Source organism: Stutzerimonas stutzeri (genome assembly GCF_009789555.1).
In the GTDB taxonomy this organism is placed as follows: Bacteria; Pseudomonadota; Gammaproteobacteria; order Pseudomonadales; family Pseudomonadaceae; genus Stutzerimonas; species Stutzerimonas stutzeri_R.
Map to the genome: position 1 here is coordinate 1,733,234 of NZ_CP046902.1, position 25,527 is coordinate 1,758,760.

At 62.7% G+C, this 25,527-nt stretch carries 26 protein-coding genes and 1 other RNA gene; 20 read left to right on the forward strand and 7 right to left on the reverse strand.

Annotated features, from left to right (window positions below; all coding sequences use genetic code 11):
* Positions 1-2 precede the first annotated feature (2 nt).
* Positions 3-620, forward strand: a complete 618-nt coding sequence (locus GQA94_RS08105) for a glutathione S-transferase N-terminal domain-containing protein (protein ID WP_158187530.1) — start codon at positions 3-5, stop codon at positions 618-620.
* A gap of 12 nt (positions 621-632) precedes the next feature.
* Positions 633-1,046 carry a ClpXP protease specificity-enhancing factor gene (locus GQA94_RS08110; RefSeq protein ID WP_158187531.1) on the forward strand — a complete coding sequence of 138 codons (414 nt, stop codon included), beginning with the start codon at positions 633-635 and terminating at the stop codon, positions 1,044-1,046.
* 92 nt (positions 1,047-1,138) lie between these two features.
* On the opposite strand, the gene GQA94_RS08115 is transcribed toward GQA94_RS08110, so the two are convergent.
* From GQA94_RS08115 to GQA94_RS08130, 4 genes are all read right to left on the reverse strand, one after another.
* A complete protein-coding gene (locus GQA94_RS08115; RefSeq protein ID WP_158187532.1) occupies positions 1,139-1,717 on the reverse strand; it encodes a BON domain-containing protein in 579 nt (192 codons plus the stop codon).
* On the reverse strand, positions 1,714-2,307 hold the full coding sequence (locus tag GQA94_RS08120; protein WP_158187533.1) for a phosphoheptose isomerase: 594 nt from the start codon (positions 2,305-2,307) through the stop codon (positions 1,714-1,716). Before GQA94_RS08120 ends, GQA94_RS08115 begins: the two co-directional genes overlap by 4 nt.
* A gap of 106 nt (positions 2,308-2,413) precedes the next feature.
* A complete protein-coding gene (locus GQA94_RS08125; RefSeq protein ID WP_158187534.1) occupies positions 2,414-2,782 on the reverse strand; it encodes a YraN family protein in 369 nt (122 codons plus the stop codon).
* Positions 2,779-4,560: a penicillin-binding protein activator gene (locus tag GQA94_RS08130; protein WP_199270111.1), complete on the reverse strand. Its 1,782-nt coding sequence runs from the start codon at positions 4,558-4,560 to the stop codon at positions 2,779-2,781. The genes GQA94_RS08125 and GQA94_RS08130 overlap by 4 nt, the downstream gene beginning before the upstream one ends.
* Before the next feature lie 120 nt (positions 4,561-4,680).
* On the opposite strand from GQA94_RS08130, the gene rsmI reads away from it, so the two are divergent.
* The 18 genes from rsmI (at position 4,681) to lpxC (ending at position 24,037) form a co-directional block, all read left to right on the forward strand.
* Positions 4,681-5,556, forward strand: coding sequence for a 16S rRNA (cytidine(1402)-2'-O)-methyltransferase (gene rsmI, locus GQA94_RS08135; protein ID WP_158187535.1), 876 nt, complete (start codon positions 4,681-4,683; stop codon positions 5,554-5,556).
* 93 nt (positions 5,557-5,649) lie between these two features.
* Positions 5,650-6,008: RNase P RNA component class A (gene rnpB / locus GQA94_RS08140), an RNA gene on the forward strand.
* Positions 6,009-6,298: 290 nt separating this feature from the next.
* Entirely contained in the window at positions 6,299-6,754 is a 456-nt protein-coding gene (mraZ, locus tag GQA94_RS08145) for a division/cell wall cluster transcriptional repressor MraZ (RefSeq protein WP_158187536.1), read from the forward strand.
* Entirely contained in the window at positions 6,751-7,698 is a 948-nt protein-coding gene (gene rsmH, locus GQA94_RS08150) for a 16S rRNA (cytosine(1402)-N(4))-methyltransferase RsmH (protein WP_158187537.1), read from the forward strand. The genes mraZ and rsmH overlap by 4 nt, the downstream gene beginning before the upstream one ends.
* A 17-nt stretch (positions 7,699-7,715) precedes the next feature.
* The gene (gene ftsL, locus GQA94_RS08155) at positions 7,716-7,985 is read left to right on the forward strand and encodes a cell division protein FtsL (protein WP_423835436.1); all 270 of its coding nucleotides are present in this window, start codon (positions 7,716-7,718) and stop codon (positions 7,983-7,985) included.
* The gene (locus tag GQA94_RS08160) at positions 7,982-9,709 is read left to right on the forward strand and encodes a peptidoglycan D,D-transpeptidase FtsI family protein (RefSeq protein ID WP_158187539.1); all 1,728 of its coding nucleotides are present in this window, start codon (positions 7,982-7,984) and stop codon (positions 9,707-9,709) included. The genes ftsL and GQA94_RS08160 overlap by 4 nt, the downstream gene beginning before the upstream one ends.
* Positions 9,709-11,172 (forward strand): UDP-N-acetylmuramoyl-L-alanyl-D-glutamate--2,6-diaminopimelate ligase, encoded by a 1,464-nt coding sequence (locus GQA94_RS08165; RefSeq protein WP_158187540.1) that lies wholly within the window; start codon positions 9,709-9,711, stop codon positions 11,170-11,172. Before GQA94_RS08160 ends, GQA94_RS08165 begins: the two co-directional genes overlap by 1 nt.
* A complete protein-coding gene (locus GQA94_RS08170) occupies positions 11,165-12,541 on the forward strand; it encodes a UDP-N-acetylmuramoyl-tripeptide--D-alanyl-D-alanine ligase (RefSeq protein WP_158187541.1) in 1,377 nt (458 codons plus the stop codon). The genes GQA94_RS08165 and GQA94_RS08170 overlap by 8 nt, the downstream gene beginning before the upstream one ends.
* On the forward strand, positions 12,541-13,623 hold the full coding sequence (gene mraY / locus GQA94_RS08175; protein ID WP_158187542.1) for a phospho-N-acetylmuramoyl-pentapeptide-transferase: 1,083 nt from the start codon (positions 12,541-12,543) through the stop codon (positions 13,621-13,623). The genes GQA94_RS08170 and mraY overlap by 1 nt, the downstream gene beginning before the upstream one ends.
* A gap of 6 nt (positions 13,624-13,629) precedes the next feature.
* A complete protein-coding gene (gene murD, locus GQA94_RS08180; protein ID WP_158187543.1) occupies positions 13,630-14,973 on the forward strand; it encodes a UDP-N-acetylmuramoyl-L-alanine--D-glutamate ligase in 1,344 nt (447 codons plus the stop codon).
* Positions 14,973-16,205, forward strand: coding sequence for a putative lipid II flippase FtsW (gene ftsW / locus GQA94_RS08185; RefSeq protein WP_158187544.1), 1,233 nt, complete (start codon positions 14,973-14,975; stop codon positions 16,203-16,205). The genes murD and ftsW overlap by 1 nt, the downstream gene beginning before the upstream one ends.
* Entirely contained in the window at positions 16,195-17,265 is a 1,071-nt protein-coding gene (gene murG, locus GQA94_RS08190) for an undecaprenyldiphospho-muramoylpentapeptide beta-N-acetylglucosaminyltransferase (RefSeq protein ID WP_158187545.1), read from the forward strand. Before ftsW ends, murG begins: the two co-directional genes overlap by 11 nt.
* Positions 17,258-18,718: a UDP-N-acetylmuramate--L-alanine ligase gene (murC, locus tag GQA94_RS08195; RefSeq protein ID WP_158187546.1), complete on the forward strand. Its 1,461-nt coding sequence runs from the start codon at positions 17,258-17,260 to the stop codon at positions 18,716-18,718. Before murG ends, murC begins: the two co-directional genes overlap by 8 nt.
* The gene (locus GQA94_RS08200; RefSeq protein WP_158187547.1) at positions 18,715-19,659 is read left to right on the forward strand and encodes a D-alanine--D-alanine ligase; all 945 of its coding nucleotides are present in this window, start codon (positions 18,715-18,717) and stop codon (positions 19,657-19,659) included. The genes murC and GQA94_RS08200 overlap by 4 nt, the downstream gene beginning before the upstream one ends.
* Before the next feature lie 2 nt (positions 19,660-19,661).
* A complete protein-coding gene (locus GQA94_RS08205; RefSeq protein ID WP_158187548.1) occupies positions 19,662-20,519 on the forward strand; it encodes a cell division protein FtsQ/DivIB in 858 nt (285 codons plus the stop codon).
* A gap of 12 nt (positions 20,520-20,531) precedes the next feature.
* On the forward strand, positions 20,532-21,779 hold the full coding sequence (gene ftsA, locus GQA94_RS08210) for a cell division protein FtsA (protein ID WP_158187549.1): 1,248 nt from the start codon (positions 20,532-20,534) through the stop codon (positions 21,777-21,779).
* Positions 21,780-21,826: 47 nt separating this feature from the next.
* Complete coding sequence (ftsZ, locus tag GQA94_RS08215; RefSeq protein ID WP_158187550.1) at positions 21,827-23,014, forward strand: cell division protein FtsZ; 1,188 nt, start codon at positions 21,827-21,829, stop codon at positions 23,012-23,014.
* A gap of 111 nt (positions 23,015-23,125) precedes the next feature.
* The gene (gene lpxC, locus GQA94_RS08220; protein ID WP_158187551.1) at positions 23,126-24,037 is read left to right on the forward strand and encodes a UDP-3-O-acyl-N-acetylglucosamine deacetylase; all 912 of its coding nucleotides are present in this window, start codon (positions 23,126-23,128) and stop codon (positions 24,035-24,037) included.
* A 93-nt stretch (positions 24,038-24,130) separates the two neighbouring features.
* Here the strand turns inward: lpxC and GQA94_RS08225 are convergent, their stop codons facing one another.
* The 3 genes from GQA94_RS08225 to GQA94_RS08235 are packed head-to-tail and all read right to left on the reverse strand — an operon-like array spanning position 24,131 to position 25,326.
* The gene (locus GQA94_RS08225; RefSeq protein WP_158187552.1) at positions 24,131-24,664 is read right to left on the reverse strand and encodes a ferritin-like domain-containing protein; all 534 of its coding nucleotides are present in this window, start codon (positions 24,662-24,664) and stop codon (positions 24,131-24,133) included.
* A gap of 41 nt (positions 24,665-24,705) precedes the next feature.
* Positions 24,706-24,915 (reverse strand): hypothetical protein, encoded by a 210-nt coding sequence (locus GQA94_RS08230; protein ID WP_158187553.1) that lies wholly within the window; start codon positions 24,913-24,915, stop codon positions 24,706-24,708.
* Between the two features lie 12 nt (positions 24,916-24,927).
* Entirely contained in the window at positions 24,928-25,326 is a 399-nt protein-coding gene (locus GQA94_RS08235; RefSeq protein WP_158187554.1) for a Rho termination factor N-terminal domain-containing protein, read from the reverse strand.
* Positions 25,327-25,527 lie beyond the last annotated feature (201 nt).

Consider the following 25,527-nt stretch of genomic DNA (forward strand, 5'->3'; position numbering starts at 1 on the left):
CTATGGCCGCTACCAATCGGTTGGCCTGCTATTCCGATCCCGCCGACCATTATTCGCATCGCGTGCGCTATGTGCTTGCCGAGAAAGGCGTCAGTGTCGAGATAATCGATGTCGACCCTGCGCACTGTCCGGTCCGGTTGACCGAGGTGAATCCTTACGCCAGTGTTCCGACGCTGGTGGATCGTGACCTGGCGCTGTATGAGCCGAACGTGATCACGGAGTATCTGGAGGAGCGTTATCCGCACCCGCCATTGCTTCCGGTGTACCCCGTGGCCAGGGCTAATACCCGGCTCCTGGTGCACAGGGTCCAGCGAGACTGGTGTGCGCTGGTGGACCGGATTGCCGATCGCCGTACTGCCGATGGAGCAAGGGTGCAGGCGCGAAAGGAACTGCGCGAAAGCCTGACCGGCGTATCGCCGATATTCGCTGAGCGACCGTTCTTCATGAGTGATGAGATCAGCCTGGTGGACTGCTGTCTGTTGCCCATCCTGTGGCGTTTGCCCAAACTCGGAATCGAGTTGCCGCGGGCGGCGAAGCCGCTGCTCGACTACATGGAAACGAATTTTGCTCGGGAGGCCTTTCAGGTCAGTCTATCCGCCGTTGAGCGCGGCATGCGCTAAGAGAGGCTGTATATGACTTCAGGTCGTCCTTATCTGGTACGGGCGTTGTATGAGTGGATCGTGGATAACGATTGCACCCCGCACCTGCTGGTCAATGTCGAACATCCGGGCGTTCAGGTGCCTGATGGCTTCGCCAGCGACGGTCAGATCGTGTTGAACGTGGCGCCCAGCGCGGTTCGTCATCTGCAGATGGACAACCGGGCGATCAGTTTCGAAGGTCGCTTTGGTGGTGTCCCGCATAGCTTGCACGTTCCGTCCGCGGCGGTCATGGCGATCTATGCGCGCGAGAACGGCCAGGGGATGGTGTTCGAGATCGAGCCTACCCCGCCGGATGACACCCCGCCGGCTGACGATTCGCCCGCTGACAACAGCGCATCCTCACGCCCCGCTTCGTCCGGGCGCCCTAGCCTGAAAGTCGTCAAATAAGCAGCGGTTCGAGTTCGTTCCTGGCGGCGAGAGACTCGCGAGCCGGGCAGCTGGGTTGCAATGCATCACCCGACCTGCCCGTCGCTTGCGGCCTAGTCGATGTATTCGAAGAGCTTGACGATGCGTTGCACGCCGGAAACGCCTTGCACCACGCTCGTGGCGCGGTTGCCTTCCTCGCGGGTCACGAGGCCTAGCAGATACACGATGCCGTTCTCGGTGATGACTTTGATGCGCGAACCCGGAACGCTCGCATCGGTAAGCATCTGGGCCTTGATCTTGGTCGTTAGCCAGGAATCATTGCTGCGAGCCAGGGCAGAGGAGGGAGTCAGTATCTGCAGCTCGTTGTGCACGCGCTTGACGCGTTGCACCGAGCTGACAGCCTGCTCGGCCATCTGCTTGAGCTCTGCACGTGGGACCTGACCGGCCAACAGCACCACACCGTTGTAACTGGCGACGACGATGTGGGATGCCCGATCCAGGTCTGGATGGGCCTTGGCGATATTCACGGATGCTTTGGTTTCGATCAGCGAGTCGTCGATGGTGCTGCCGATCGTTCGAGTGCCTCGGTTGTCATTGATGGGGTCGTCGCGCGTGGCGGTCAGCACCGAGCTGCAGCCGGTAACGGCTATGCACAGGGCGAGCGTAAGTGCGTGCAGTCGAACCGAATTCATTCTTCGCTCCCGAACAGTTGGTTGTCGATCAGGTCGCACAGGCAGTGAATGGCGAGCAGATGGACTTCCTGAATACGCGCCGTGACCTTGGCCGGCACGCGAATCTCGACATCTTCCGGTAGCAGCAGCGAGGCCATTCCGCCGCCGTCGCGGCCTGTGAGCGCGACCACTATCATCTCGCGGTCATGTGCCGCCTGTATCGCCTGGATGACGTTGGCCGAATTGCCGCTGGTGGAGATTGCCAGCAGCACGTCGCCCGGCTGGCCCAGTGCGCGGATCTGTTTGGAAAAGACCTCGTTGTAGCTGTAGTCGTTGGCGATCGACGTCAGCGTCGAGCTGTCTGTGGTCAGGGCGATGGCGGGCAGGCTCGGGCGCTCGCGCTCGAAGCGGTTGAGCAGCTCCGAGGAGAAATGCTGGGCATCGCCGGCTGATCCGCCGTTGCCGCAGGTCAGAATCTTCCCTTCGCTGAGCAGTGTGTTGACCATGACCTGTCCGGCCTGCTCGATGCTTGGGGCGAGGACTTCCATGGCGCTCTGCTTGGTCTCGATGCTGGCCTGGAAAAGCTGACGTATACGGGATTGCATGTCCATCGGTGTTTAACCTTCCGGTGTCGGGCCGGGCGGCAGGGCCGGGCCGTAATAAAGCTTGAGTGGATGCGGTGTCGGCATATGCCGCAGCGTGACTGCCAGGGGTGACTCAGCTATCGAACGCATTGCGGATCCAGTTGGGCGGCTGTGCCGCCCCGGTCGTTGCGCCTATGGCGACGACGTCGAAGCGGCAGGGGTGTTTTGCCCAGCGGCTCTCCTTCATCAGGAACAGCTGCGCTGCCTTGATCAGTTTCTGCTGTTTGCGCACATCGACGCTCTCGAGCGCACCGCCCCATCCGGCGTGGCGCCTGTAGCGAACCTCGACGAATACTACTGTATCGCCATCGAGCATGACCAGATCAAGCTCGCCGCTACGGCATGTCCAGTTGCGGCACAGCAGGCGCAGACCATGCCGCTCCAGAAGGCGCTGCGCCTGGTCTTCGGCGAGCTGCCCGCTGACTTGCCTGCTGGTGGTCAATAGGGCGTTTCCGGGAGCGGTTGAACCTGGCCGTCACGGAACTCGGCCCATGGCAGGTGTCGTTCGATGCGATGTTCTGGCGTAATGCTCAGCGTGCCGGATAGGCCCTCGAGCTGTGTCTCCGGCAGTGCCAGTAGCTGATTCAGGCGTGGCGCCAGCAAATAGGCGTCGGCGCCCATGGCATAGAGCCTGCCGAGACTGCCGCGCGCTTGAGGCCACTTGCGCTCGATCTCCTGGCGAAGGGGGAGTGCGGGGTCGAGCAGCCAAGGTGTTTCGGTGAAGCGAATGCCTTCGAGATCGAGGTATTGGGTGCGGTTGTCGGTGGCGGCATGCAGGTGCGAGGTGGCATAGACCGGTAGGTCGCCCGCATACTGGAAGATCAGGGTGGGCCTGACTTGCTGCGCCTGCTGCGGAGTGGCTGCCAGGAACAGGAAGTCGACATCCTGGCGGCGCGTCGGCTGGGGTTCGGAGGTGCTGCGCTGACTGCTGCTGTCGCTGCTGCGTACCTGCAGCAGGTCGGCGATCTGGCTGGCCAGTTCAATAGGCTCGGCAAGGGGTTCTGCTGCAACCACTGTCCCGCCGAGTTCCTGCCACTCCTGGCGAAACGCCTGGAACACTCGATTGCCCCAGTCGCCACGAGGTGTCAGGGCGACCGCGCGACGGTGTCCGTCGGCCCATGCCCGGCGCGCCACTTCCCGCGCTTCGTCTTCGGCAGCCAGGCCGAACTGGAATAGCTGAGGGGGTGCCTTTTGATCTGCGTCGCTGTAGTTGAGCGCCAGGGTGGTGATCGGCAGCTGCTCGCGGTCGGCCAGTTGGCGCACCATATCCTTTTCCAGAGGGCCGATGACCAGTTCGACTCCAGAGGCACTCGCTTGCCGGTAGAACTCGTCCAGCGAGGACAGGCGGGTGCTGTCGAACAGCTCGATTTTCAGGTCTTGCTGCTCGGCCAGGTGAGCCGCGAGAAAGCCGTCACGCAGGGCGCGCGCAACGCTGGCCAATGACCCGTCCATGGGCAGCAGGAGCGCTACGTGGGACAAGGGTTTGTCTGCCAGCTCCCGAAGCTTTATCAGCGGTTCTGGCAGGCGTTGTGCAGCGGGATGGTTAGGGTGCTGCTGGACCCATGCGTCGATACCGCGCTGCTGCTGCGTGAGGGTGCCGGCCTGTTTGACCGTGGCCGCCAGCGACAGCCAGCCGGACAGGTCCGCGTCGGCGGTCGGTTGCAGCTGCTCGGCCGGCAGCGCCGATACCAGCGACCAGATGGTTTCGTGATTTTCCTGTGCCGCAGGGCCGCTCAGCAGGGGTGCGATGAAGGTGCGCTCGCGCGCCGCATCGAGTGGCTGGCCATTCGCTTCGAATGCGCGGGCGCGTGCCAGTTGGGTGCGCAACTGTTGTTCCACGGGTAATTCCGCGAGGCGTGCGAAGGCAGGGTGTTGCAGGGCTTGAAGGGCGCGTTGCGGGTCGCTATCGGCCAGCGCCAGTTCCGCTTCCAGGGTTTTGGCGAACATCTGTTGGGCTGGCATCAGTTGCTCGACGGCGACCTGGTCGAGTATCTGCCGGGCTTGCGCCTGGTTGCCTTGCTGCATGCTCTGGTCGGCCGCTGACAGCCGTAACAGGGCGGCTTCGGCTGGGTCGCTGGCATCGGCTTCCTTCAGCAATTGTTGCGTTGTGGCCTGTGGCGTGCGCGGAAGCTCGCCCAGGGTCGAGGTCGGCGAGGTGGCACAGGCCGAAAGCACGGCAGCAATGCATAAAAAGAGAAACGGGCGAAAGCGAGCCATCATGTGATCAATCCTGGAGGCGCTGGCGGGACGAGCGATTGTACCCAAGCGTTGCCGGTGCTGCGATGTCAGGGCCGCTAAACGGGCTACAATGGGCGTTTTAAGATATCGAGGTACCGCCCTGTGACTGCGCCAGATGCCGTGAATTCCGCTGCGGGCACCCTCTATGTCGTGGCCACGCCCATCGGCAATCTTGAGGATATCAGCGCGCGGGCGCTGCGCGTGTTGGCGGAGGTGGCGCTGATTGCCGCAGAAGATACCCGTCATTCCGCTCGGCTGTTGCAGCATTACGGCATCACCACGCCATTGGCCGCCTGCCACGAACACAATGAGCGGGACGAAGGCAGCCGCTTCATCAGGCGGCTTCTGGCCGGCGAGGACGTGGCGCTTGTTTCCGATGCGGGAACACCTTTGATATCCGACCCTGGCTACCATCTGGTCAGGCAGGCTCGCCAAGCTGGGATCAAGGTTGTTCCATTGCCGGGAGCCTGTGCGTTGATCGCCGCGCTATGCGCTGCAGGCCTGCCGTCCGATCGTTTCGTTTTCGAGGGGTTTCTGCCTGCCAAGCAGGTCGCGCGCTGCGCTCGGCTGGAGCATCTGCGCGAGGAGCCGCGCACGCTGATTTTCTATGAAGCGCCGCATCGTATTCTGGACGCTCTGTGCGACCTGGAGGCGGTGTTCGGGGCGGATCGACCGGCTGTGCTGGGCCGTGAGCTCACCAAGACATTCGAGACGCTGAAGGGGCTGCCGCTCGGCGAGCTGCGTCACTGGGTGGCGGGCGACAGCAATCAGCAGCGCGGCGAGTGCGTGCTCGTCGTGGGAGGATGGCAGGCGCCCCAGGGCGATGAGGCGGTGGACGCAAACGCGCGCCGCGTGCTGCAGCTGCTGTTGGCCGAGCTGCCGGTCAAGCGTGCCGCGGCGGTTGCCGCCGAGATAACTGGCGTGAGAAAGAACCTGCTGTATCAGCTCGCTCTGCAGGACAAGGGCTCGAACCAATGACGGCCATGAAGGGCGCCGAGCATGCCGTCTCTCTGCCCGTTGGGCGGTGATCAGCTTGCAGGCGCGGGCGCAGCCAAGTACTCTGGCCGCCGGAGAGTCGATCGGACAGTCGCTGTCTCTTTTTGTTCCGCAAGAAGGGAGGGAGGAAAGTCCGGGCTCCATAGGGCAAAGTGCCAGGTAACGCCTGGGAGGCGCGAGCCTACGGAAAGTGCCACAGAAAATAACCGCCTAAGCGCTTCGGCGCCGGTAAGGGTGAAAAGGTGCGGTAAGAGCGCACCGCGCGACTGGCAACAGCTCGTGGCTAGGTAAACCCCACTTGGAGCAAGACCAAATAGGGATCCATTGGCGTGGCCCGCGCTGGATCCGGGTAGGTTGCTAGAGGCAGTCAGTGATGGCTGTCGTAGAGGAATGGCTGTCCTCGACAGAACCCGGCTTACAGATCGACTCTCCGACCCCTTCCCGTACCGCCCGCTTTTTAGACCAAAATATTCTTGCTCTTAACAAAGTACTTTAACTTTGTGGTGCAGGTTTTTGGCTTGTCTGGATATATCTTCCGCGCCGCTGCTCCGCTTTACCGTTTATCCCCTCTTCGCTCGCTAAATTCCCGTCCCGTAAGGATTTTTCCCGCTCGGCTCACCTTGACGGTGGGGCTACTGCGTTTCTATAGTGCGCAGAAGTGGTAGAAAGTGGAACGAAGTGGGTATTTATGGACATGAATCGCTAATTCAGGGGAAGCGCAGCCGTGTTTCGCGGAGCAAACGCCATCAGTCTCGATGCCAAAGGGCGGCTAGCTATGCCCAGCCGGTATCGTGACGAGCTTGTTTCGCGTTGCGAGGGCCAGTTGATCATCACCATCGACGCCGTTGATCGCTGCCTCTGCATCTACCCGCTTCCGGAATGGGAACAGATTGAAGCCAAGCTCCGCGAGCTGCCGTCGCTGCGAGAGGAAAGTCGACGACTGCAGCGCCTGCTGATCGGTAATGCAGTCGATCTGGAGATGGACGGCACTGGCCGGGTACTGGTGCCGCCCCGTTTGCGTGAATACGCGGGTCTGGACAAGAAGGCCATGCTGGTAGGCCAGCTGAACAAGTTCAGCTTATGGAACGAGGACGACTGGAACGCGCAAGCAGATGCGGACCTGGCGGCCATTAAACAACCCGGCGCATTGCCGGAAGAATTGCGTGATCTAATCCTGTGAGCCAGACCAGCAGCTATAACCATGTGACCGTGTTGCTCGACGAGGCCGTTGCGGCCCTCGCGGTGCGCCCGGATGGCCGCTATCTGGACGGAACCTTCGGGCGCGGCGGACATAGCCGTCTTCTGCTGCGGCAGCTTGGGCCTGATGGCTGTTTGCTAGGGTTCGACAAAGACCCGCTAGCGATCGCTACGGGGCAAGCACTGGCGGCCGAGGATGGCCGCTTTGTCGTTGTGCAGAGAAGTTTCGCCGAGCTCGGTGCCGAAGTCGCGCAACGCGGCTGGATCGGCACTGTCAGCGGCGTGCTGCTGGATTTGGGTGTGTCGTCGCCGCAGCTCGACGATCCCGAGCGCGGCTTCAGTTTTCTCAACGATGGTCCGCTGGACATGCGCATGGACCCCAGCCGCGGTGTCAGTGCCGCCGAGTGGATCGCCACTGCCGGCGAAGAAGACATCGCGCGGGTTTTCAAGGATTACGGCGAGGAGCGCTTCGCCAAGCGCATGGCCCGTGCTGTCGTTCAGCGTCGAATCGAGCGGCCCTTCGAGCGCACGGCCGATCTCGCGCAGGTACTGACAGTCGCCAATCCCGCCTGGGAGAAGGGCAAGAACCCGGCCACTCGTGCCTTCCAGGGGTTGCGTATTTTCATCAACAACGAGCTTGGCGACCTGGAAGCCGGGCTTGATGCCGCGCTGGAGGCGCTCGAAATCGGCGGGCGACTGGTCGTGATCAGCTTTCACTCGCTTGAAGACCGCATCGTCAAACAGTTCATGCGTCGTCATGCCAAGGGCGAGGCCGATACCCTGCCGCGCGATCTGCCGATCATCCCCGAGAAGTTCGTGCCGCGCCTCAAGCTGCTGGGTAAACCTCAGTACGCGTCTGCCGAAGAGGTCAAGGCCAACCCTCGCTCACGCAGTGCCGTGATGCGCGTAGCGGAGAAGCTACGGTGAATCAGCTGCGCCGTGCCATGCCCAACGGCAGCCTGCTGATGCTGGTGCTGTTCATTTCCGTGCTGCTGTCGGCAATTGCGGTTGCCTATAGCGCGCACTGGAACCGCCAACTGCTCAATGAGCTGTATGGCGAGCTGAGCGTGCGCGACAAGGCGCAGGCCGAGTGGGGGCGCCTGATACTGGAGCAAAGCACCTGGACGGCGCACAGTCGTATCGAGACGCTGGCCTCCGAGCAGTTGAAGATGCACATCCCCGAAGCGGCGGATGTCAGGTTGGTGGCCCAATGAAGCTCCAGGGCGCGCTTTATCCGTGGCGTTTTCGCATTGTGCTGGCATTGCTGGCGCTGATGATCGGCGCCATTGCCTGGCGCATCGTCGACCTTCAGGTCATCGATCAGAGCTTCCTGAAAAACCAGGGTGACGCGCGCAGCGTTCGACATATTCCGATACCCGCACATCGCGGCTTGATTACCGATCGCCACGGTGAACCGCTGGCGGTCAGCACGCCAGTCACCACGCTCTGGGGCAATCCACGCGAGCTACAAGCGGCTCAGGCGCGCTGGCCGGAATTGGCCGCGGCATTGGGGCAGGAGCCTGCTGTCCTTGTGCAGCGGCTCAAGGAGCAGGCCGAGCGAGAATTCATTTATCTGGTGCGGGGGCTGACGCCTGAGCAGGGTCAGCGCGTGCTCGACCTGAACATTCCTGGCGTGTATGCACAGGAAGAGTTTCGCCGTTTCTACCCGGCTGGAGAGGTCGCCGCTCACGTGGTCGGCTTCACGGACATCGACGATCGTGGCCGCGAAGGCCTGGAGTTGGCGTACGACGAGTGGCTGGCGGGCGTGCCCGGTAAGCGGCAGGTTCTCAAGGACCGCCGTGGACGGCTGATCAAGGACGTGCAGGTGACCAAGAACGCCAAGGCCGGCAAGGCACTGGCGTTGTCCATCGATCTGCGTTTGCAATATCTGGCGCACAGCGAGTTGCGCAAGGTCGTGAAGGAATACGGCGCCAAGGCCGCCAGCCTGGTGATGGTGGACGTGCAGACCGGTGAGGTCCTCGCCATGGCCAACCAGCCTACCTACAACCCGAACAACCGCCGCAACCTGCAGCCTTCGGCGATGCGTAACCGGGCCTTGATCGACGTGTTCGAGCCTGGCTCGACGGTCAAGCCGTTCAGCATCGCGGCAGCGCTCGGGACCGGGAAGTACCACCCGGAATCGGTCATCAATACATTGCCGGGCTGGATGCGTATCGGTCGTTACACCATTCGCGACGTGTCGCGCGGGGGCATGCTCAACCTGACCGGCATCCTGATGAAGTCCAGCAACGTCGGGATCAGCAAGATAGCACTGGATATCGGTCCCGAGCCGGTGCACAGCATCATGCAACAGGCAGGGTTCGGTCAGTCCACCGGCCTTGGGTTCCCCGGCGAGCGGGTCGGAACGCTGCCCAACCATCGCAAATGGCGTGATGCGGAAACCGCTTCGCTCGCCTACGGCTATGGCCTATCGGTCACCGCTGCTCAGCTGGCGCATGCCTACGCGGTCCTGGGCAACGAAGGCAACAACGTACCCCTGTCGCTGCTGCGCCTGGATCAGCCGCAGGAAGGCGTGCAGGTGATCGACAAGGCCATCTCCAGGACTGTCCTGAAGATGTTGCAGTCAGTCGTCGAGGAAGAGGGCGGCGGCGGCGCGCGAGCCAAGGTGCCGGGATACCACGTCGCCGGCAAGAGCGGCACGGCGAAGAAAGTCTCCGGAACCGGCGGCTATACGCAGAATGCCTACCGTTCTTTCTTCGCGGGCGTGGCGCCGGTTTCCGATCCGCGCGTGGCGATTGTCGTAGTGGTCGATGAGCCCAGCGAAGGTGGCTATTTCGGCGGCCTCGTCGCCGCGCCAGTATTCGGTAAGGTCGCGGCTCGCGCCTTGCGTCTGATGAACGTTGCGCCGGATAACCTGCCGCCGCCGGCCGACGTCCAGACTGCCGAGACCACCAAGGCCAAGGGAGGGCGGATCTGATGCCGATGCCGTTGAACCAGTTGCTGCCGCAGGCGACCAGCGCCACGTTGATCCGGGAGCTGACCCTCGATAGCCGCAAGGTGCGTCCGGGCGATCTTTTCCTGGCCGTTCCCGGTCATCAGCAGGACGGCCGAGTACACATTGCGGACGCGATTTCCCGCGGTGCGGCGGCGGTCGCCTATGAAGCCGAAGGCGCCGTCGAGATGACTGCCGCCAGCGCTGTGCTGGTGCCTGTCCGCCATCTGGCGGAGCAGTTGTCCGCCATTGCCGGACGCTTCTACGGCGAACCCAGCCGCAGCCTGCATCTGGCTGGTGTAACCGGGACGAACGGCAAGACCAGCGTGACCTATCTGATCGCGCAGGCCCTGGATCGTCTGGGCGAGCGTTGCGGCATCATCGGAACCCTGGGTACCGGCTTCCACGGTGAGTTGGTGCTCGGCCAGCACACGACCCCCGATGCCATCGGTGTACAGGCAAACCTGGCCGGTCTGCGCAAACAGGGCGCACGGGCGGTGGCGATGGAGGTCTCGTCCCATGGGCTGGCGCAGGGTCGCGTAGCGGCTCTGGCATTCGATGTCGCGGTGTTCACCAACCTTTCGCGTGACCATCTGGACTATCACGGTTCGATGGAGGCTTACGCAGAGGTCAAGGCTCGACTGTTCAGCATGCCCGGGCTCAGCTGCCGAGTGATCAATCTGGATGACGCCTTCGGGCGGGTGCTTGCGAAAGAGCATCCCGAGTCACGGCTGATCACCTACAGCCTGGACGATGCGTCCGCCTACCTGTACTGCCCCGAGGCGCGCCTGGACGATAACGGAATCCATGCGCGACTCGTGACCCCGCAAGGTGAGCGCTCGCTGCGTAGTCCGCTGCTCGGTCGCTTCAATGTCAGCAATGTGCTCGCGGCGGTCGGCGCCCTGCTGGGGATGAACTATCCGCTGGACGAAATCCTTGCGGTGCTGCCGGAGCTCGACGGGCCGACCGGCCGGATGCAGCGTCTGGGGGGCGGCGATCGTCCGTTGGTGGTGGTCGATTACGCCCACACGCCCGATGCGCTGGAGAAGGTACTTGGGGCGCTGCGTCCGCATGCTCGCGGCAAGCTACTGTGTCTGTTCGGGTGCGGCGGGGATCGCGATCGCGGCAAGCGTGCGCTGATGGCTCAGGTCGCCGAACGCCTGGCGGATGGTGTCGTCGTGACCGACGACAACCCGCGTAACGAAGACCCCATGCAGATTCTCGACGACATTCGCGCCGGCTTCAGCGCGCCCGAGCGCGTCGCTTTCGTGCCGGGCCGCGCCTCGGCCATCGCCGGATGCATCGCTGGCAGTGCGCTTGACGACGTCGTCCTGCTGGCGGGCAAGGGACATGAGGATTATCAGGAGATCAAGGGCGAGCGCCTGCCGTTCTCGGACCTCGATCAGGCCGCAATGGCCCTCGCTGCCTGGAGGACCTGCAATGCTTGATGCCATGCGTTTGAGTGATCTGGTCGAGCCGCTGTCGGCCCTGTTGATCGGTGCCGACGCGGCGTTCAGTTCCGTCAGCACCGACAGTCGCGCGATTGAGCCGGGGCAATTGTTCGTCGCCCTGACCGGACCTCGCTTCGATGGCCATGCATACCTGCCCGAGGTCGCGGCGAAAGGCGCCGTGGCTGCGCTGGTCGAACGGCCGCTCGCTGACGTTTCCCTGCCGCAGTTAATAGTCGCCGATAGCCGTATGGCCCTGGGGCAGCTGGGCGCCTTGAACCGCGCCGCGTTCACCGGCCCGGTCGCTGCGATCACCGGCTCGAGCGGTAAGACCAGCGTCAAGGAGATGCTCGCGAGTATCTTGCGCGCCGCCCATGGTGCCGATGCGGTACTGGCCACGCGGGGCAACCTCAACAACGATCTTGGCGCTCCGTTGACGCTGCTGGAACTGGGGCCCCGCCACCAGGCGGCGGTGATCGAGTTGGGGGCGTCGCGCGTGGGGGAGATCGCCTATACCGTCAGCTTGACGCGGCCGGATGTCAGCCTGATTACAAACGCCGGCACGGCGCATGTCGGTGAGTTCGGAGGGCCGGAAAAAATCATCGAGGCCAAGGGCGAGATACTCGATGGGCTCGGCATCGATGGCATCGCCGTGCTCAATCGCGATGATCGCGCCTATTCGGTGTGGGAGCGGCGGGCGGCGGGCAAGCGCGTGGTGAGTTTTGCGATACAGAGCCCGCTGGCCGACTTCCATCCCGCCTCGATTGCCTACGATCAGCGTGGCTGCCCGAATTTCGTCCTCACCGGCCCACGCGGCTCGGTGCGCGTCCAGCTCAACCTGCTCGGCCGCCACAGCGTCGCCAATGCACTCGCGGCCGCCGCAGCCGCGCATGCGCTGGGCGTCGCGCGCGAACACATCGTCACAGGTCTGGAAAACCTGCAGCCGGTCAAGGGCCGAGGTGTCGCGCAAATGCTCGGCAACGGCGTGCGGCTGATCGATGACACCTACAACGCCAACCCGGCGTCCATCTGCGCAGCCATTGACGTGCTCGCCGGTTTCGCCGGAAGAACGCTGCTGGCGCTGGGCGACATGGGTGAGCTGGGCGAGTGGGCCGAACAGGGCCATCGCGAAGTGGGCAGCTACGCGGCCGGCAAGGTGGACGCGCTGTTCGCCGTGGGTCCCCTTATGAAACATGCCGTCGATGCCTTTGGTGCCAACGGTCGCCATTTTCCCGATCAGCAAAGCCTGATCGACGCGCTGCGCCTGGAGCAGGGCAACGCCACCACCATTTTGATCAAGGGATCACGCAGCGCCGCGATGGACAAGGTCGTCGCAGCGCTATGCGCGTCCGGCACGGAGAAACACTGATGCTGCTGCTACTCGCCGAGTATCTGCAACGATTCCACACGGGCTTCGCGGTCTTTCAATACCTGTCCCTGCGTGGAATTCTCGGCGTGCTCACCGCGCTGGCACTTTCGCTGTGGATGGGACCCTGGTTGATCCGCCTGCTGCAATTGCGCCAGATCGGCCAGGCCGTACGGACCGACGGGCCGCAGACGCACCTGTCCAAGTCGGGGACGCCAACCATGGGCGGTGCGTTGATTCTCAGCGCGATTGCCATCAGTACGCTGCTCTGGGCCGACCTGGCCAACCGCTATGTCTGGGTAGTACTGGCGGTGACGCTGCTGTTCGGCGCGATTGGCTGGGTCGATGACTATCGCAAGGTGATCGAGAAAAATTCCCGTGGCCTGCCGAGTCGCTGGAAGTATTTCTGGCAGTCGGTGTTTGGCCTCGGTGCGGCAATCTTCCTTTATATGACTGCTCAGACACCGGTTGAAACCACGCTGATCCTGCCGCTGCTGAAGAATATCGAGATCCCGCTGGGCATCGGCTTCGTGGTGCTGACCTATTTCGTCATCGTTGGCTCGAGCAATGCGGTCAACCTCACCGATGGTCTCGACGGCCTGGCCATCATGCCGACCGTGATGGTGGGCGGCGCGCTGGGCATTTTCTGCTACCTGTCCGGCAACGTGAATTTCGCCGACTACCTGCTTATCCCCTATATCCCAGGTGCGGGCGAGCTGATCGTGTTTTGCGGTGCGCTGATCGGCGCCGGGCTTGGCTTTCTCTGGTTCAACACCTATCCGGCACAAGTGTTCATGGGCGATGTCGGCGCGTTGGCGCTCGGCGCGGCGCTGGGGACCATCGCGGTGATCGTCCGGCAGGAAGTCGTGTTGTTCATCATGGGCGGTGTGTTCGTGATGGAAACGCTGTCGGTGATCATCCAGGTGGCGTCCTTCAAGCTGACCGGCAAGCGGGTCTTCCGCATGGCGCCGATCCATCATCATTTCGAACTCAAGGGCTGGCCCGAACCCCGGGTAATCGTGCGCTTCTGGATCATCACGGTGATTCTGGTGCTGGTCGGTCTCGCTACGCTGAAATTGAGGTAACAAAGAGTGCTCATCGCTTCCGATCAGTTCCGCATCGTCGTAGGTCTCGGCAAGAGCGGCATGTCTCTGGTTCGTCATCTGGCGAGCCGCGGTGTGCCGTTCGCCGTGGCCGATACGCGCGCGAATCCGCCGGAGCTTGCCACTCTCAGGGCGCAATACCCGAATGTGGAAGTCCGTTGTGGTGAACTCGATCCGCAATTTCTCTGCCGAGCCAGTGAGCTGTTGGTCAGCCCCGGCCTGCCGATCAGCACGCCCGCGATTCAGGAGGCCGCCGCGCGGGGTGTGAAACTGTCTGGCGACATCGAACTGTTCGCCCGTGAAGCCAAGGCACCGATTATCGCCATTACCGGATCGAACGCGAAAAGCACCGTGACCAGTCTGGTTGGCGAAATGGCCGTCGCGGCCGGCCGCAAAGTGGCCGTGGGTGGAAACCTGGGCACGCCGGCGCTCGATCTGCTCGACGATGCGGTTGAGCTCTACGTACTCGAATTGTCGAGCTTCCAGCTGGAGACGACCGACCGCCTGAACGCGGAGGTCGCGACCTGTCTGAATGTCAGTGAAGATCACATGGACCGCTATGACGGGCTGCCAGCCTATCACCAGGCCAAGCACCGGATCTTCCGCGGCGCACGCCAGGTCGTCATCAACCGCGACGACCGCCTGAGTCGCCCGCTGATCGCCGATGACGTTCCGGCCTGGTCCTTCGGGCTCGGAAAGCCTGATTTCAAGGGGTTCGGATTGTTCGAGGAGAAGGGCGAAAAATACCTCGCCTTCCAGTTCGATGCGCTGATGCCGGCCAACCAGTTGAAGATTCGCGGCGCCCACAATCAGTCCAACGCATTGGCGGCGTTGGCCCTCGGCCACGCGGTGGGGCTGCCGTTCGAGCCGATGCTCGCCACGCTGCGCAACTTCGCCGGGCTTGCCCACCGTTGCCAGTGGGTCGGTGAACGCAAGGGCGTCAGCTATTACGATGACTCCAAGGCGACCAACGTCGGCGCCGCGCTGGCCGCAATCGACGGCTTGGGCAGCGATATCGGCGGTGAGCTGATATTGATTGCCGGTGGCGACGGCAAGGGCGCTGATTTTTCGCCGCTGCACAGCCCGGTCGCCCACCATTGCCGGGAAGTCGTCGTACTGGGGCGCGACGCCGAGCGGCTGGCCGTAGCGCTCGACGGCGCAGCACCGATCCATCGCGTCCAGACCCTTCAGGACGCCGTGCAGCTTGCCTCGAAGCTGGCGAAGCCGGGCGATGCGGTACTGCTTTCGCCGGCCTGCGCCAGCCTCGACATGTTCGAGAATTTCGAAGATCGCGGACGCCAGTTCGCCGCTGCGGTGGGGGCGCTAAGCTGATGCTCGCCTTTCTGCGCAGCGCGCCGTCCCCCCTGTTCAGCCGTCGCGGCCTGGACCTGGATTTTCCGATGCTCGCCGGGTGCCTGGCGCTGCTGGGACTGGGGCTGGTGATGATCACGTCGGCCTCATCCGAAGTCGCTGCGGTGAACGCGGGCAATTCGATGTACCACATGGTTCGCCATCTGGTGTACGTGCTCTTGGGCCTGGGCGCCGCCGCCGCCGTGCTGATGGTGCCGCTGTCGGCTTGGCAGCGGCTGGACTGGATGCTGCTGCTGGGCGCGTTTGCGCTGCTGATTCTGGTGCTCATTCCGGGTATCGGTCGCGAGGTCAACGGTTCGATGCGCTGGATCGGATTCGGTGCCTTCAACGTGCAACCGTCCGAGTTGGCCAAGCTCTTCGTCGTGGTCTATCTCGCCGGCTACCTGGTGCGCCGCCAGCAAGAGGTGCGCGAAAGCCTCTGGGGCTTCCTCAAGCCGTTCCTGGTTCTGTTGCCGATGGCGATGCTGCTGCTGCTCGAGCCCGACTTCGGTGCGACCGTGGTCATGATGGGGGCGGCGGTGGCGATGCTGTTTCTCGGCGGCGTTGGCTTGATCCGTTTCAGCCTGCTGGTCCTGCTGGCTGTCGGCGCTGTGTTCATCCTGGTTCAGACGCAGGAGTATCGCCTGCAGCGGCTGATCACCTTTACCGATCCCTGGGCTGATCAGTACGGTGCCGGTTATCAGTTGACCCAGGCCCTGATCGCCTTTGGCCGTGGCGAATGGCTCGGGGTCGGTCTCGGCAATAGCGTCCAGAAACAGTTCTATCTGCCCGAAGCGCATACCGATTTCGTGTTCTCGGTCCTGGCCGAAGAGTTGGGAATGGTGGGCGCGCTGCTGACTATCCTGCTGTTTGCCTTCGTCGGGGTGCGAGCCCTGTACATCGGGCTGGCGGCCGAGCGCGCACGCCAGTTCTTCGCGGCTTATATCGCGTGGGGTGTCGCCTTCCTCTGGTTGGGTCAATTCCTGATCAACGTCGGGGTGAACGTCGGACTTTTGCCGACCAAGGGCCTGACGTTGCCGTTCCTCAGCTACGGTGGCAGCTCCCTGGTGGTGACCTGTGCCAGCATGGCGCTGCTGCTGCGCATCGAGTGGGAAAGCCGCACGGTACTGGGCAGCGAAGACGCCGAGTTCAGCGAGGACGACTTCGCCGAAGTGCCTGCCCCCAAGGCCAAGGAGGTCGCACATGGGCGCTAATGTGCTGATCATGGCCGGTGGAACCGGCGGACACGTGTTCCCCGCACTGGCTTGCGCCCATGAGTTCCAGAGCCGAGGCTACAGGGTGCACTGGCTGGGCACGCCCCGTGGCATCGAGAACGAGGTGGTTCCGGCAGCCGGCCTTGCGCTGCACCTGATCCAGGTCAGCGGCCTGCGCGGCAAAGGCTTGGCGCCTTTGCTCAAGGCGCCGTTCCAGTTGCTGCGTTCACTCGGACAGGCACGGCGGATCATGCGTGACCTTCGACCGGTCTGCGTGCTGGGGCTCGGCGGCTACGTGACGGGGCCCGGTGGGCTGGCGGCGAAGCTTGCCGGCGTACCGCTGATCATCCATGAGCAGAACGCCGTCGCCGGAACCGCCAACCGTAGCCTGGCGCCTTTTGCCGCACGGGTTTGCGAAGCGTTCCCGAATACCTTCAGCGACAGCGCCAAGCGGCGTACGACTGGCAATCCGGTGCGTCACGAGCTGTTTCTCGAAACACCCAGGCAGACGCTGCAGGGCCGCAAGCCCCGCTTGCTCGTGCTCGGCGGCAGCCTGGGCGCCGAACCCTTGAACAAGCTGTTGCCCGAGGCGCTCCGTCAGTTGCCCGTTGAGCTGCGGCCCGAGGTGTTCCATCAGGCCGGTAAACAGCATGCCGACATCACGCAAGAGCGCTATGTCACGGCGGGTGTCGAGGCCGAAGTCGCCCCCTTCATCAAGGACATGGCACGGGCCTACGCCTGGGCCGATCTGGTGATCTGCCGCGCTGGCGCCCTGACGGTGTGTGAGCTTGCGGCGGCCGGCCTGCCTTCGTTCCTGGTGCCACTGCCGCATGCCATCGACGATCACCAGACACGCAATGCCGAATATCTGGCGAAGGAGGGCGCAGCCGTTCTTCTCCCCCAAGCACAAACCGATGCTGCCGCGCTGGCCGCGCAGTTGACCGAGGTAATGATGCAGCCGGAAAAACTCAAGGCCATGGGCGCCATGGCACGTCGCCTGGCCCGGCCCGACGCGACCCGTACCGTCGTCGATATCTGCCTGGAGGTGGCGCATGGCTAAGTCGCCTGCTGCGGTCAAGGCAGAAGTACGGCGCATGCGCCGCATCCGCCGTATTCATTTCGTCGGGGTCGGCGGCGTCGGCATGTGCGGCATCGCCGAGGTGCTGCTCAACCTCGGATACGATGTTTCCGGCTCGGATCTGAAAACTTCTGCAAGCACTGAGCGCCTGCAGAATTTCGGTGCGCAGATCTACATCGGCCATCAGGCCGGCAACGTGGCCGGGGCGGACGTGCTGGTGGTGTCCAGTGCAGTCAACGCCACCAATCCGGAAGTGGCGTTCGCCCTCGAACAACGGATACCGGTGGTGCCGCGAGCCGAGATGCTTGCGGAACTGATGCGTTATCGACATGGCATTGCCGTTGCTGGCACGCATGGAAAGACCACGACCACCAGCCTGCTGGCTTCGGTGTTCGCCGCCGGGGGGCTGGATCCGACGTTCGTCATCGGCGGGCGCCTGACCGCTGCCGGTACCAACGCGCAATTGGGCACCAGCCGCTACCTGATTGCCGAAGCCGACGAAAGCGATGCGAGCTTCCTGCATCTGCAGCCGATGGTCGCGGTCGTGACCAATATCGATGCTGACCACATGAGCACCTACGGCGGGGACTTCGGCAAGCTGAAGCGGACCTTCGTCGAGTTCCTGCACAACCTGCCGTTCTACGGTCTGGCAGTGCTTTGCGTGGACGATCCCGTGGTACGCGAAATCATTCCCCAGGTGGGCCGACCGATGACCACCTATGGCACTCGCGAAGACGCCGATGTACGTGCCATCAACATCCGGCAGGAAGGGATGCGTACCTACTTCACCGTTCTGCGTGACGGCTTCGACGCGCTCGATGTGTCGGTCAACATGCCGGGCAACCACAACGTACTCAATGCATTGGCCACCATCGCCATCGCCACCGACGAGGGCATCGACGACGAAGCCATCGTGCAAGGACTGTCGCAGTTTGGCGGTGTCGGTCGGCGGTTCCAGGTCTACGGCGAGCTACCCGTCGAAGGCGGCAGTGTGATGCTGGTCGACGACTATGGCCATCACCCGCGCGAAGTGGCCGCCGTGATCCAGGCGGTTCGTGGCGGGTGGCCCGAGCGCCGGTTGGTCATGGTCTACCAGCCCCATCGGTTCAGCCGTACCCGGGACCTGTACGACGATTTCGTGCAGGTGTTGAACGACGCCAATGTGCTGCTGCTGATGGAGGTTTATCCGGCCGGCGAGGTGCCCATTCCGGGAGCCGACAGCCGCCATCTGGCTCACAGCATCCGCCAGCGTGGGCAACTGGACCCGATCTATATCGAGCGAGGCATCGAACTCGCCCCGTTGGTCAAGCCGCTGCTACGCCCTGGCGACATCCTGCTTTGCCAAGGTGCCGGCGACATCGGCGGCCTGGCCCCGCAACTCATCAACAGTCCCCTGTTTGCTGGCGATGCAAGCGCCACGAGGAAAAGCGAATGACCGGCCTGCAATCGACCCGTGACCCCCAGGCCTTTGGCCGGGTTGCCGTGCTCTACGGCGGCAAGAGTGCCGAACGCGAGGTGTCCCTGAAATCCGGCGCTGCAGTGCTGGCGGCACTGCAGGCCGCCGGTGTCGATGCGTTCGGCATCGACGTGGGCGACGACTTGCTGACGCGCCTGAGCCAAGAGCACATCGACCGTGCCTTCATCGTGCTGCACGGACGTGGCGGTGAGGACGGCAGCATGCAAGGCCTGCTCGAATGCGCCGGGATTCCGTATACCGGCAGCGGCATTCTGGCCTCGGCACTGGCCATGGACAAACTGCGCACCAAGCAGGTGTGGCAGAGCCTTGGCCTGCCGACCCCGCGCCATGCCGTGCTCGCCAGTGAGGCTGATTGCCACGCCGCGGCGCAAAGCCTGGGTTTCCCGCTGATTGTCAAGCCGGCCCATGAGGGATCGAGCATCGGCATGGCAAAAGTAGGCGGCATCGCCGAGCTGATCGCCGCGTGGCGCGCCGCCAGTGCATACGATGCGCAGGTACTGGTCGAGCAGTGGATCCAGGGCCCGGAATTCACCATCGCCACCCTGCGCGGAGCGGTGCTGCCACCGATCGGCCTGGGCACCCCTCATACCTTTTACGACTACGACGCCAAATATGTCGCCAACGATACCCAGTACCGCATTCCCTGCGGCCTGGATCCGGCGAAGGAACAGGAGCTTAAAGAGCTGTCCGCCCGCGCCTGCGAAGCGGTGGGCATCCAGGGGTGGGCGCGTGTCGATGTCATGCAGGACAGCGACGGCGCCTTCTGGCTGCTCGAAGTCAACACCGTTCCTGGAATGACCGATCACAGTTTGGTGCCGATGGCGGCGCGCGCGGCTGGCCTGGACTTCCAGCAGCTGGTGCTGGCCATCCTCGATGCCAGCCTGGCGGCAGGGAACTGAACATGATCACCACGCTGCGTCACTCGCAACCCGGGACCGGCCGCGCTTCGCGCAAGCCGGCGCAGCGGGGCGCGAGTCGCCTGGTGCAACGCGAACCGCTTTCGGCGCGCTTGCCGCGGCCCAGCTTGAGTTCGCTCAAGCGTGTCCTGTGGCCGGTGCTGCTGGTGGGGCTGGTGTTCGGGTTGTACGAACTGGGCGAGCATCTCGCCCCCTATGCCGACCGGCCTATCGCCAAGGTCAGTGTGCGAGGCGAACTGACCTACGTCGACCAGCAGGCGGTGCAGGCGCGCATGGCGCCGTTCGTCGAGGCCAGCTTCTTCAAGGTTGATCTCGATGCGCTGCGTCGCGACCTTGAGCAGATGCCTTGGATTTCGCATGTCGAGGCACGCCGGATATGGCCCGATGAGGTCATGGTGCGCCTCGACGAGCAACTGCCCATCGCGCGCTGGGGCGACGAGTCGCTGCTCAACAACAACGGCCAGGCCTTTGCGCCCAATGACCTGCGCCAGTATGAACACTTGCCGCAATTATATGGTCCGAAACGGGCCCAGCAGCGGGTCATGCAGCAATACCAGATGCTCAGCCAGATGCTGCGGCCGCTCGGTTTTTCCATCGCCCGCCTGGAGCTGCGAGCGCGGGGCAGCTGGTTCCTGACGACCAAGCAGGGCGTCGAGCTGCTACTGGGAAGAGACCAGATAATCGAAAAAATGCGGCGCTTCACTGCGATTTACCAGCAAGAGCTGGTGCAGCAGAGCGAAAGAATTGCGCGGATCGACCTTCGCTATGCCAACGGCCTCGCCGTGGCGTGGCGGGAGCCGAGCCCGACCGCGGCGGAAGAAACCGCCGTTGCGAAGAATTGAGGAATGAAACACATGTCTAGCGTGCAAAGCGGCAAGATGATCGTCGGTCTCGATATCGGCACCTCCAAGGTGGTGGCGCTGGTGGGCGAAGTGACGCCGGACGGCGAACTCGAAATCGTCGGGATCGGTACCCACCCCTCGCGCGGGTTGAAGAAGGGCGTCGTGGTTAATATCGAGTCGACCGTCCAGTCAATCCAGCGGGCTGTCGAAGAAGCACAGCTGATGGCAGGCTGCCGCATCCATTCCGCCTTCGTGGGCCTGGCCGGCAACCATATCCGCAGCCTCAACTCCCACGGCATCGTCGCCATTCGCGACCGCGAAGTCAGCAACGCTGACCTCGAGCGTGTGCTCGATGCGGCGCAAGCGGTGGCCATTCCGGCGGATCAGCGTGTACTGCACACCTTGCCGCAGGACTACGTGATCGATAATCAGGAAGGTGTCCGCGAGCCTCTGGGCATGTCCGGCGTGCGTCTGGAAGCCAAGGTCCATGTGGTTACCTGCGCGGTCAACGCAGCACAGAACATCGAGAAATGCGTTCGCCGCTGCGGCCTTGAGGTCGACGACATCATCCTCGAGCAACTCGCCTCGGCCCATGCCGTGCTGACCGATGACGAAAAGGAGCTGGGCGTCTGCCTGGTGGATATCGGTGGAGGCACCACCGACATCTGCATCTTCACCGAAGGCGCGATACGACACACCGCCGTCATCCCGATTGCCGGTGATCAGGTCACCAATGACATCGCCATGGCGCTGCGTACGCCGACCCAGTACGCCGAGGAAATCAAGATCCGCTATGCCTGCGCCCTGGCGAAACTGGCGGGCCCCGGCGAAACCATCAAGGTACCGAGCGTCGGAGAACGTCCACCACGGGAACTCTCGCGTCAGGCATTGGCCGAAGTCGTGGAGCCGCGTTATGACGAGCTCTTCACCTTGATCCAGGCCGAACTGCGTCGCAGCGGCTACGAGGATCTGGTTCCGGCGGGGATCGTCCTCACCGGCGGCACGGCAAAGATGGAAGGCGCTGTCGAGCTGGCCGAGGAAATCTTTCACATGCCGGTGCGCCTGGGCGTACCGCACAGCGTCAACGGACTCACGGACGTGGTCCGCAACCCTATCTATTCAACGGGCGTGGGCCTGTTGCTGTACGGCATGCGCAAGCAGACCGACGGCACCTCCATGTCCGGCCTCGGCAATTTCGCCGAAGAACCCAAAACATCTGTCGTGGACCGGCTTAAAAGCTGGATCCAGGGCAATTTCTGAGCAGTACGGCTGTACCTAAAACTAGAAAGCTGGAAGGAGAGAGGGAAATGTTCGAACTCGTAGATCATACCCCGCAAAGTGCAGTGATCAAGGTCATCGGCGTAGGCGGAGGTGGCGGCAACGCCGTCAATCACATGGTGCGCAACAGCGTCGAAGGCGTGGAATTCATCTGCGCCAACACCGATGCACAGGCACTGAAGAAAATCGAAGCGCGGACCGTTCTGCAGTTGGGGTCCGCTATCACCAAGGGACTCGGTGCAGGCACCAATCCTGATATCGGCCGTCAGGCTGCGATGGACGACCGTGAGCGCATCGCCGAGGTGCTGCAGGGCGCCGACATGGTGTTCATCACCACCGGCATGGGCGGTGGAACCGGTACCGGCGCCGCACCGGTAATCGCATCGGTTGCCAAGGAAATGGGCATTCTCACCGTCGCCGTGGTAACCCGTCCGTTCCCGTTCGAAGGCCGCCGCCGTATGCAGGTCGCCGACGAGGGTATTCGCCAGCTGTCCGAATGCGTCGACTCGCTGATCACCATCCCCAACGAGAAATTGCTGACCATCCTGGGCAAGGATGCGAGCCTGCTGGCGGCTTTCGCCAAGGCGGACGACGTGCTCACCGGCGCCGTGCGTGGCATTTCCGACATCATGCAGCGCCCCGGCCTGATGAACGTCGATTTCGCCGACGTGAAAACCGTCATGGGCGAAATGGGCATGGCGATGATGGGAACTGGGTGCGCAACTGGCCCGAACCGTGCGCGCGAGGCCACCGAGGCTGCGATCCGCAACCCATTGCTCGAAGACGTCAATCTGCAGGGTGCTCGCGGCATTCTGGTCAATATCACCGCTGGTCTGGATCTGTCTCTGGGCGAGTACGCTGCGGTGGGCGAAATCATCGAGGCGTTCGCGTCTGATGAAGCCACCGTCAAGGTCGGCGCGGTGATCGATCCGGACATGCTCGATGAACTGCATGTAACGGTCGTCGCGACGGGCCTTGGTCCGCGCAATGAAAAGCCGGTCAAGGTGGTCGACAACACCCTGCAGACCGCTGCCGTAGCGCCTCAGGCCGCGCCGGCCCCGCGTCAGGATCAGGCCGCTGTGAATTACCGCGATCTGGATCGCCCGACCGTCATGCGCAATCAGGCCCATGCCGCCGCTACCGCGGCCAAGATGAATCCACAGGAGGATCTGGATTACCTGGATATTCCGGCTTTCCTGCGTCGCCAGGCCGATTGATTGAATGTATCAGGAGTATAGGGGTGATTGGTATTCAGCAAACTGGGGTTCTGCTATGATCGCCACCTTTGTTGGAAACCATTCGCAACAGCGCAATAGCGAAACCAAGCCATGATCAGACAACGCACCTTGAAGAACATCATCCGCGCCACTGGCGTCGGCCTGCATTCCGGGGAAAAGGTATACCTGACCCTGAAGCCGGCACCTGTGGACACTGGGATCGTGTTCTGTCGCACCGATCTCAACCCGCCGGTGCAAATCGCTGCGCGGGCTGAGAACGTGGGCGAAACCACCATGTCGACGACGCTGATCAGCGGCGACGTCAAAGTCGATACGGTGGAGCATTTGCTTTCGGCGATGGCTGGGCTTGGCATCGACAATGCCTATGTCGAGCTTTCCGCGTCGGAAGTGCCAATCATGGACGGTAGCGCTGGCCCCTTCGTGTTTTTGATTCAATCGGCCGGCCTGCAGGAGCAGGACGCCCCCAAGAAGTTCATCCGCATCATCCGCGAAGTTTCGGTGGAGGACGGCGACAAGCGCGCCACGTTCCTGCCATTCGAAGGCTTCAAGGTGAGTTTCGAGATCGATTTCGACCATCCGGTTTTCAGGGGTCGCACCCAGACCGCCAGCGTGGATTTCTCCAGTACGTCCTTCGTGAAGGAAGTCAGCCGTGCACGGACCTTTGGTTTCATGCGCGACATCGAGTTTCTCCGCTCGCATAATCTGGCCTTGGGTGGCAGCGTCGATAACGCGATCGTGGTCGACGAAGACCATGTGCTCAACGAAGACGGCCTGCGGTACGAGGACGAATTTGTAAAGCACAAGATTCTCGATGCAATCGGTGATCTGTACTTGCTGGGCACCAGCCTGATCGGCGAATTCCGCGGCTTTAAATCCGGACATGCATTGAACAATCGTTTGCTGCGCACCCTGATGGAACAGAAGGATGCGTGGGAAATGGTAACGTTCAACGACTCCCAGACCGCACCGATCTCCTACATGCGTCCGGCAGCTGCCGGCTGAGCAGTACTCTCTTTCCTTTTTAAGGCCACCTTCGGGTGGCCTTTTTTTATGCGGTACGGATGGCTCGCTCGGTGTGCGCCAGATAACCAGGACTCAATTCATGCCGTCGAGCAGGCCGGCCATGTCATCGGCGTGTTCTTCTTCCTGGGCGAGGATATCCTCGAAGATCCGTCGAGTGGTCGGGTCCTTGTCGCCGATGTATTGAACGATCTCACGATAGCTGTCGATGGCGATACGCTCGGCCACCAGGTTTTCAAAGACCATGTCACGCAGGCCGTTGCCCTCGGCATACTGTGCATGCGCACGCTCGGTCAGCCCGTCGGGGTTGAAGTCGGGTGCTCCGCCAAGCTGGACGATGCGTTCGGCCAAGCGGTCGGCATGCTCCTGTTCTTCGTTGGCGTGCTCGAGGAACTCATCGGCGGCAACGCTCGATTTAAGGCCGGTCGCCATGTAGTAGTGACGCTTGTAGCGCAGGTAGCAAACCAGCTCGGTGGCCAGCGCCTCGTTGAGCAGCTTGATCACCATGTCGCGGTCTGCCGAATAGCTCTCGGTCACCGCCCCGTTCTCGACATGCTGTCGCGCACGTTCGCGTAGTGTCTGTTTGTCACTCAATTGTACGTAGCTCATCACGGTTTCCTTGATTCTGTCACGGGTGATTGGTGGGTCAGTCACGCAGGCCGGCGCGCCTGGTGGCGTCTCGCTGGACCCAAAGCTGTGATAGGTGCGGCGGCGGAAAATTCAGTGGCATCCGCCTTCTCGGGGCGCTCGGGTTTGCCAGGTTCTTCGATGGGGACCGGTTCGTCGGGGTCCTTGCGCTCGGGGTCGGGGTCGGGGACAGGACCGGGCGTTCCGTCGTCGCGTGGATCGGGATCGGACATGGGGTTGCTCCTTCAACTGAGCGCTTTGATCAGCTCGTCCTTGCGCATTTTCGAGCGACCGCGTACGTCGCGCTCGCGTGCCTTTTGCATCAGCTCGTCGCGGGTGAGATCGGTGAGCGAGGTACTGCCGGTGCGGTTGCTGCGGGCCGAGCCCTTGTTGGGCGACGCGCCGGAACGCGATTTGGCCGCTCGATGCGCCGAATCCTTGCGGTCGGCTCGCTTGGCTGTCTCGCTTTTTTCCTGTCCCGAGCCTCCCTTGCGCTCGCCGCCGCCTGATTGCTTGTTGACGGTGGCCCAAGCGCGGGCTTCGGCCTCTTTCTCTGATACGCCGCGCTCTTCGTAACTTTGCTCGATATGCTCGGCCTTACGTTGCTGCTTGTCGGTGTACTTGGATTTTTCGCCTCTGGGCATGATGGCGTCCTCGTGCCGATAGAAGATCGCAGGCGCTCTGGGACTGCTTTCAAGTGAATCTCATCACCGCGCCTGTTCTGTTTGGTCCCCGTAGCCGCAGTTGAGTTTCACCGTGTTAGCATTGCCGGTTCCTTCAGCGGCGCAACGGCCCAATCGGGCGGTGGATCGGGTTACTGAGGCGTGCCGATGACGTAGATGTCG

Excerpts from the sequence above, each read along its gene's own strand:
- GQA94_RS08105 (WP_158187530.1), top strand. The coding sequence starts at position 3 with ATGGCCGCTACCAATCGGTTGGCCTGCTATTCCGATCCCGCCGACCAT.
- GQA94_RS08110 (WP_158187531.1), top strand. The coding sequence starts at position 633 with ATGACTTCAGGTCGTCCTTATCTGGTACGGGCGTTGTATGAGTGGATC.
- GQA94_RS08115 (WP_158187532.1), bottom strand. The coding sequence starts at position 1,717 with ATGAATTCGGTTCGACTGCACGCACTTACGCTCGCCCTGTGCATAGCC.
- GQA94_RS08120 (WP_158187533.1), bottom strand. The coding sequence starts at position 2,307 with ATGGACATGCAATCCCGTATACGTCAGCTTTTCCAGGCCAGCATCGAG.
- GQA94_RS08130 (WP_199270111.1), bottom strand. The coding sequence starts at position 4,560 with ATGATGGCTCGCTTTCGCCCGTTTCTCTTTTTATGCATTGCTGCCGTG.
- ftsL (WP_423835436.1), top strand. The coding sequence starts at position 7,716 with ATGCCCAACGGCAGCCTGCTGATGCTGGTGCTGTTCATTTCCGTGCTG.
- GQA94_RS08160 (WP_158187539.1), top strand. The coding sequence starts at position 7,982 with ATGAAGCTCCAGGGCGCGCTTTATCCGTGGCGTTTTCGCATTGTGCTG.
- GQA94_RS08165 (WP_158187540.1), top strand. The coding sequence starts at position 9,709 with ATGCCGATGCCGTTGAACCAGTTGCTGCCGCAGGCGACCAGCGCCACG.
- GQA94_RS08170 (WP_158187541.1), top strand. The coding sequence starts at position 11,165 with ATGCTTGATGCCATGCGTTTGAGTGATCTGGTCGAGCCGCTGTCGGCC.
- mraY (WP_158187542.1), top strand. The coding sequence starts at position 12,541 with ATGCTGCTGCTACTCGCCGAGTATCTGCAACGATTCCACACGGGCTTC.
- ftsW (WP_158187544.1), top strand. The coding sequence starts at position 14,973 with ATGCTCGCCTTTCTGCGCAGCGCGCCGTCCCCCCTGTTCAGCCGTCGC.
- murG (WP_158187545.1), top strand. The coding sequence starts at position 16,195 with ATGGGCGCTAATGTGCTGATCATGGCCGGTGGAACCGGCGGACACGTG.
- murC (WP_158187546.1), top strand. The coding sequence starts at position 17,258 with ATGGCTAAGTCGCCTGCTGCGGTCAAGGCAGAAGTACGGCGCATGCGC.
- GQA94_RS08200 (WP_158187547.1), top strand. The coding sequence starts at position 18,715 with ATGACCGGCCTGCAATCGACCCGTGACCCCCAGGCCTTTGGCCGGGTT.
- GQA94_RS08205 (WP_158187548.1), top strand. The coding sequence starts at position 19,662 with ATGATCACCACGCTGCGTCACTCGCAACCCGGGACCGGCCGCGCTTCG.
- ftsA (WP_158187549.1), top strand. The coding sequence starts at position 20,532 with ATGTCTAGCGTGCAAAGCGGCAAGATGATCGTCGGTCTCGATATCGGC.
- ftsZ (WP_158187550.1), top strand. The coding sequence starts at position 21,827 with ATGTTCGAACTCGTAGATCATACCCCGCAAAGTGCAGTGATCAAGGTC.
- lpxC (WP_158187551.1), top strand. The coding sequence starts at position 23,126 with ATGATCAGACAACGCACCTTGAAGAACATCATCCGCGCCACTGGCGTC.
- GQA94_RS08225 (WP_158187552.1), bottom strand. The coding sequence starts at position 24,664 with ATGAGCTACGTACAATTGAGTGACAAACAGACACTACGCGAACGTGCG.
- GQA94_RS08230 (WP_158187553.1), bottom strand. The coding sequence starts at position 24,915 with ATGTCCGATCCCGATCCACGCGACGACGGAACGCCCGGTCCTGTCCCC.
- GQA94_RS08235 (WP_158187554.1), bottom strand. The coding sequence starts at position 25,326 with ATGCCCAGAGGCGAAAAATCCAAGTACACCGACAAGCAGCAACGTAAG.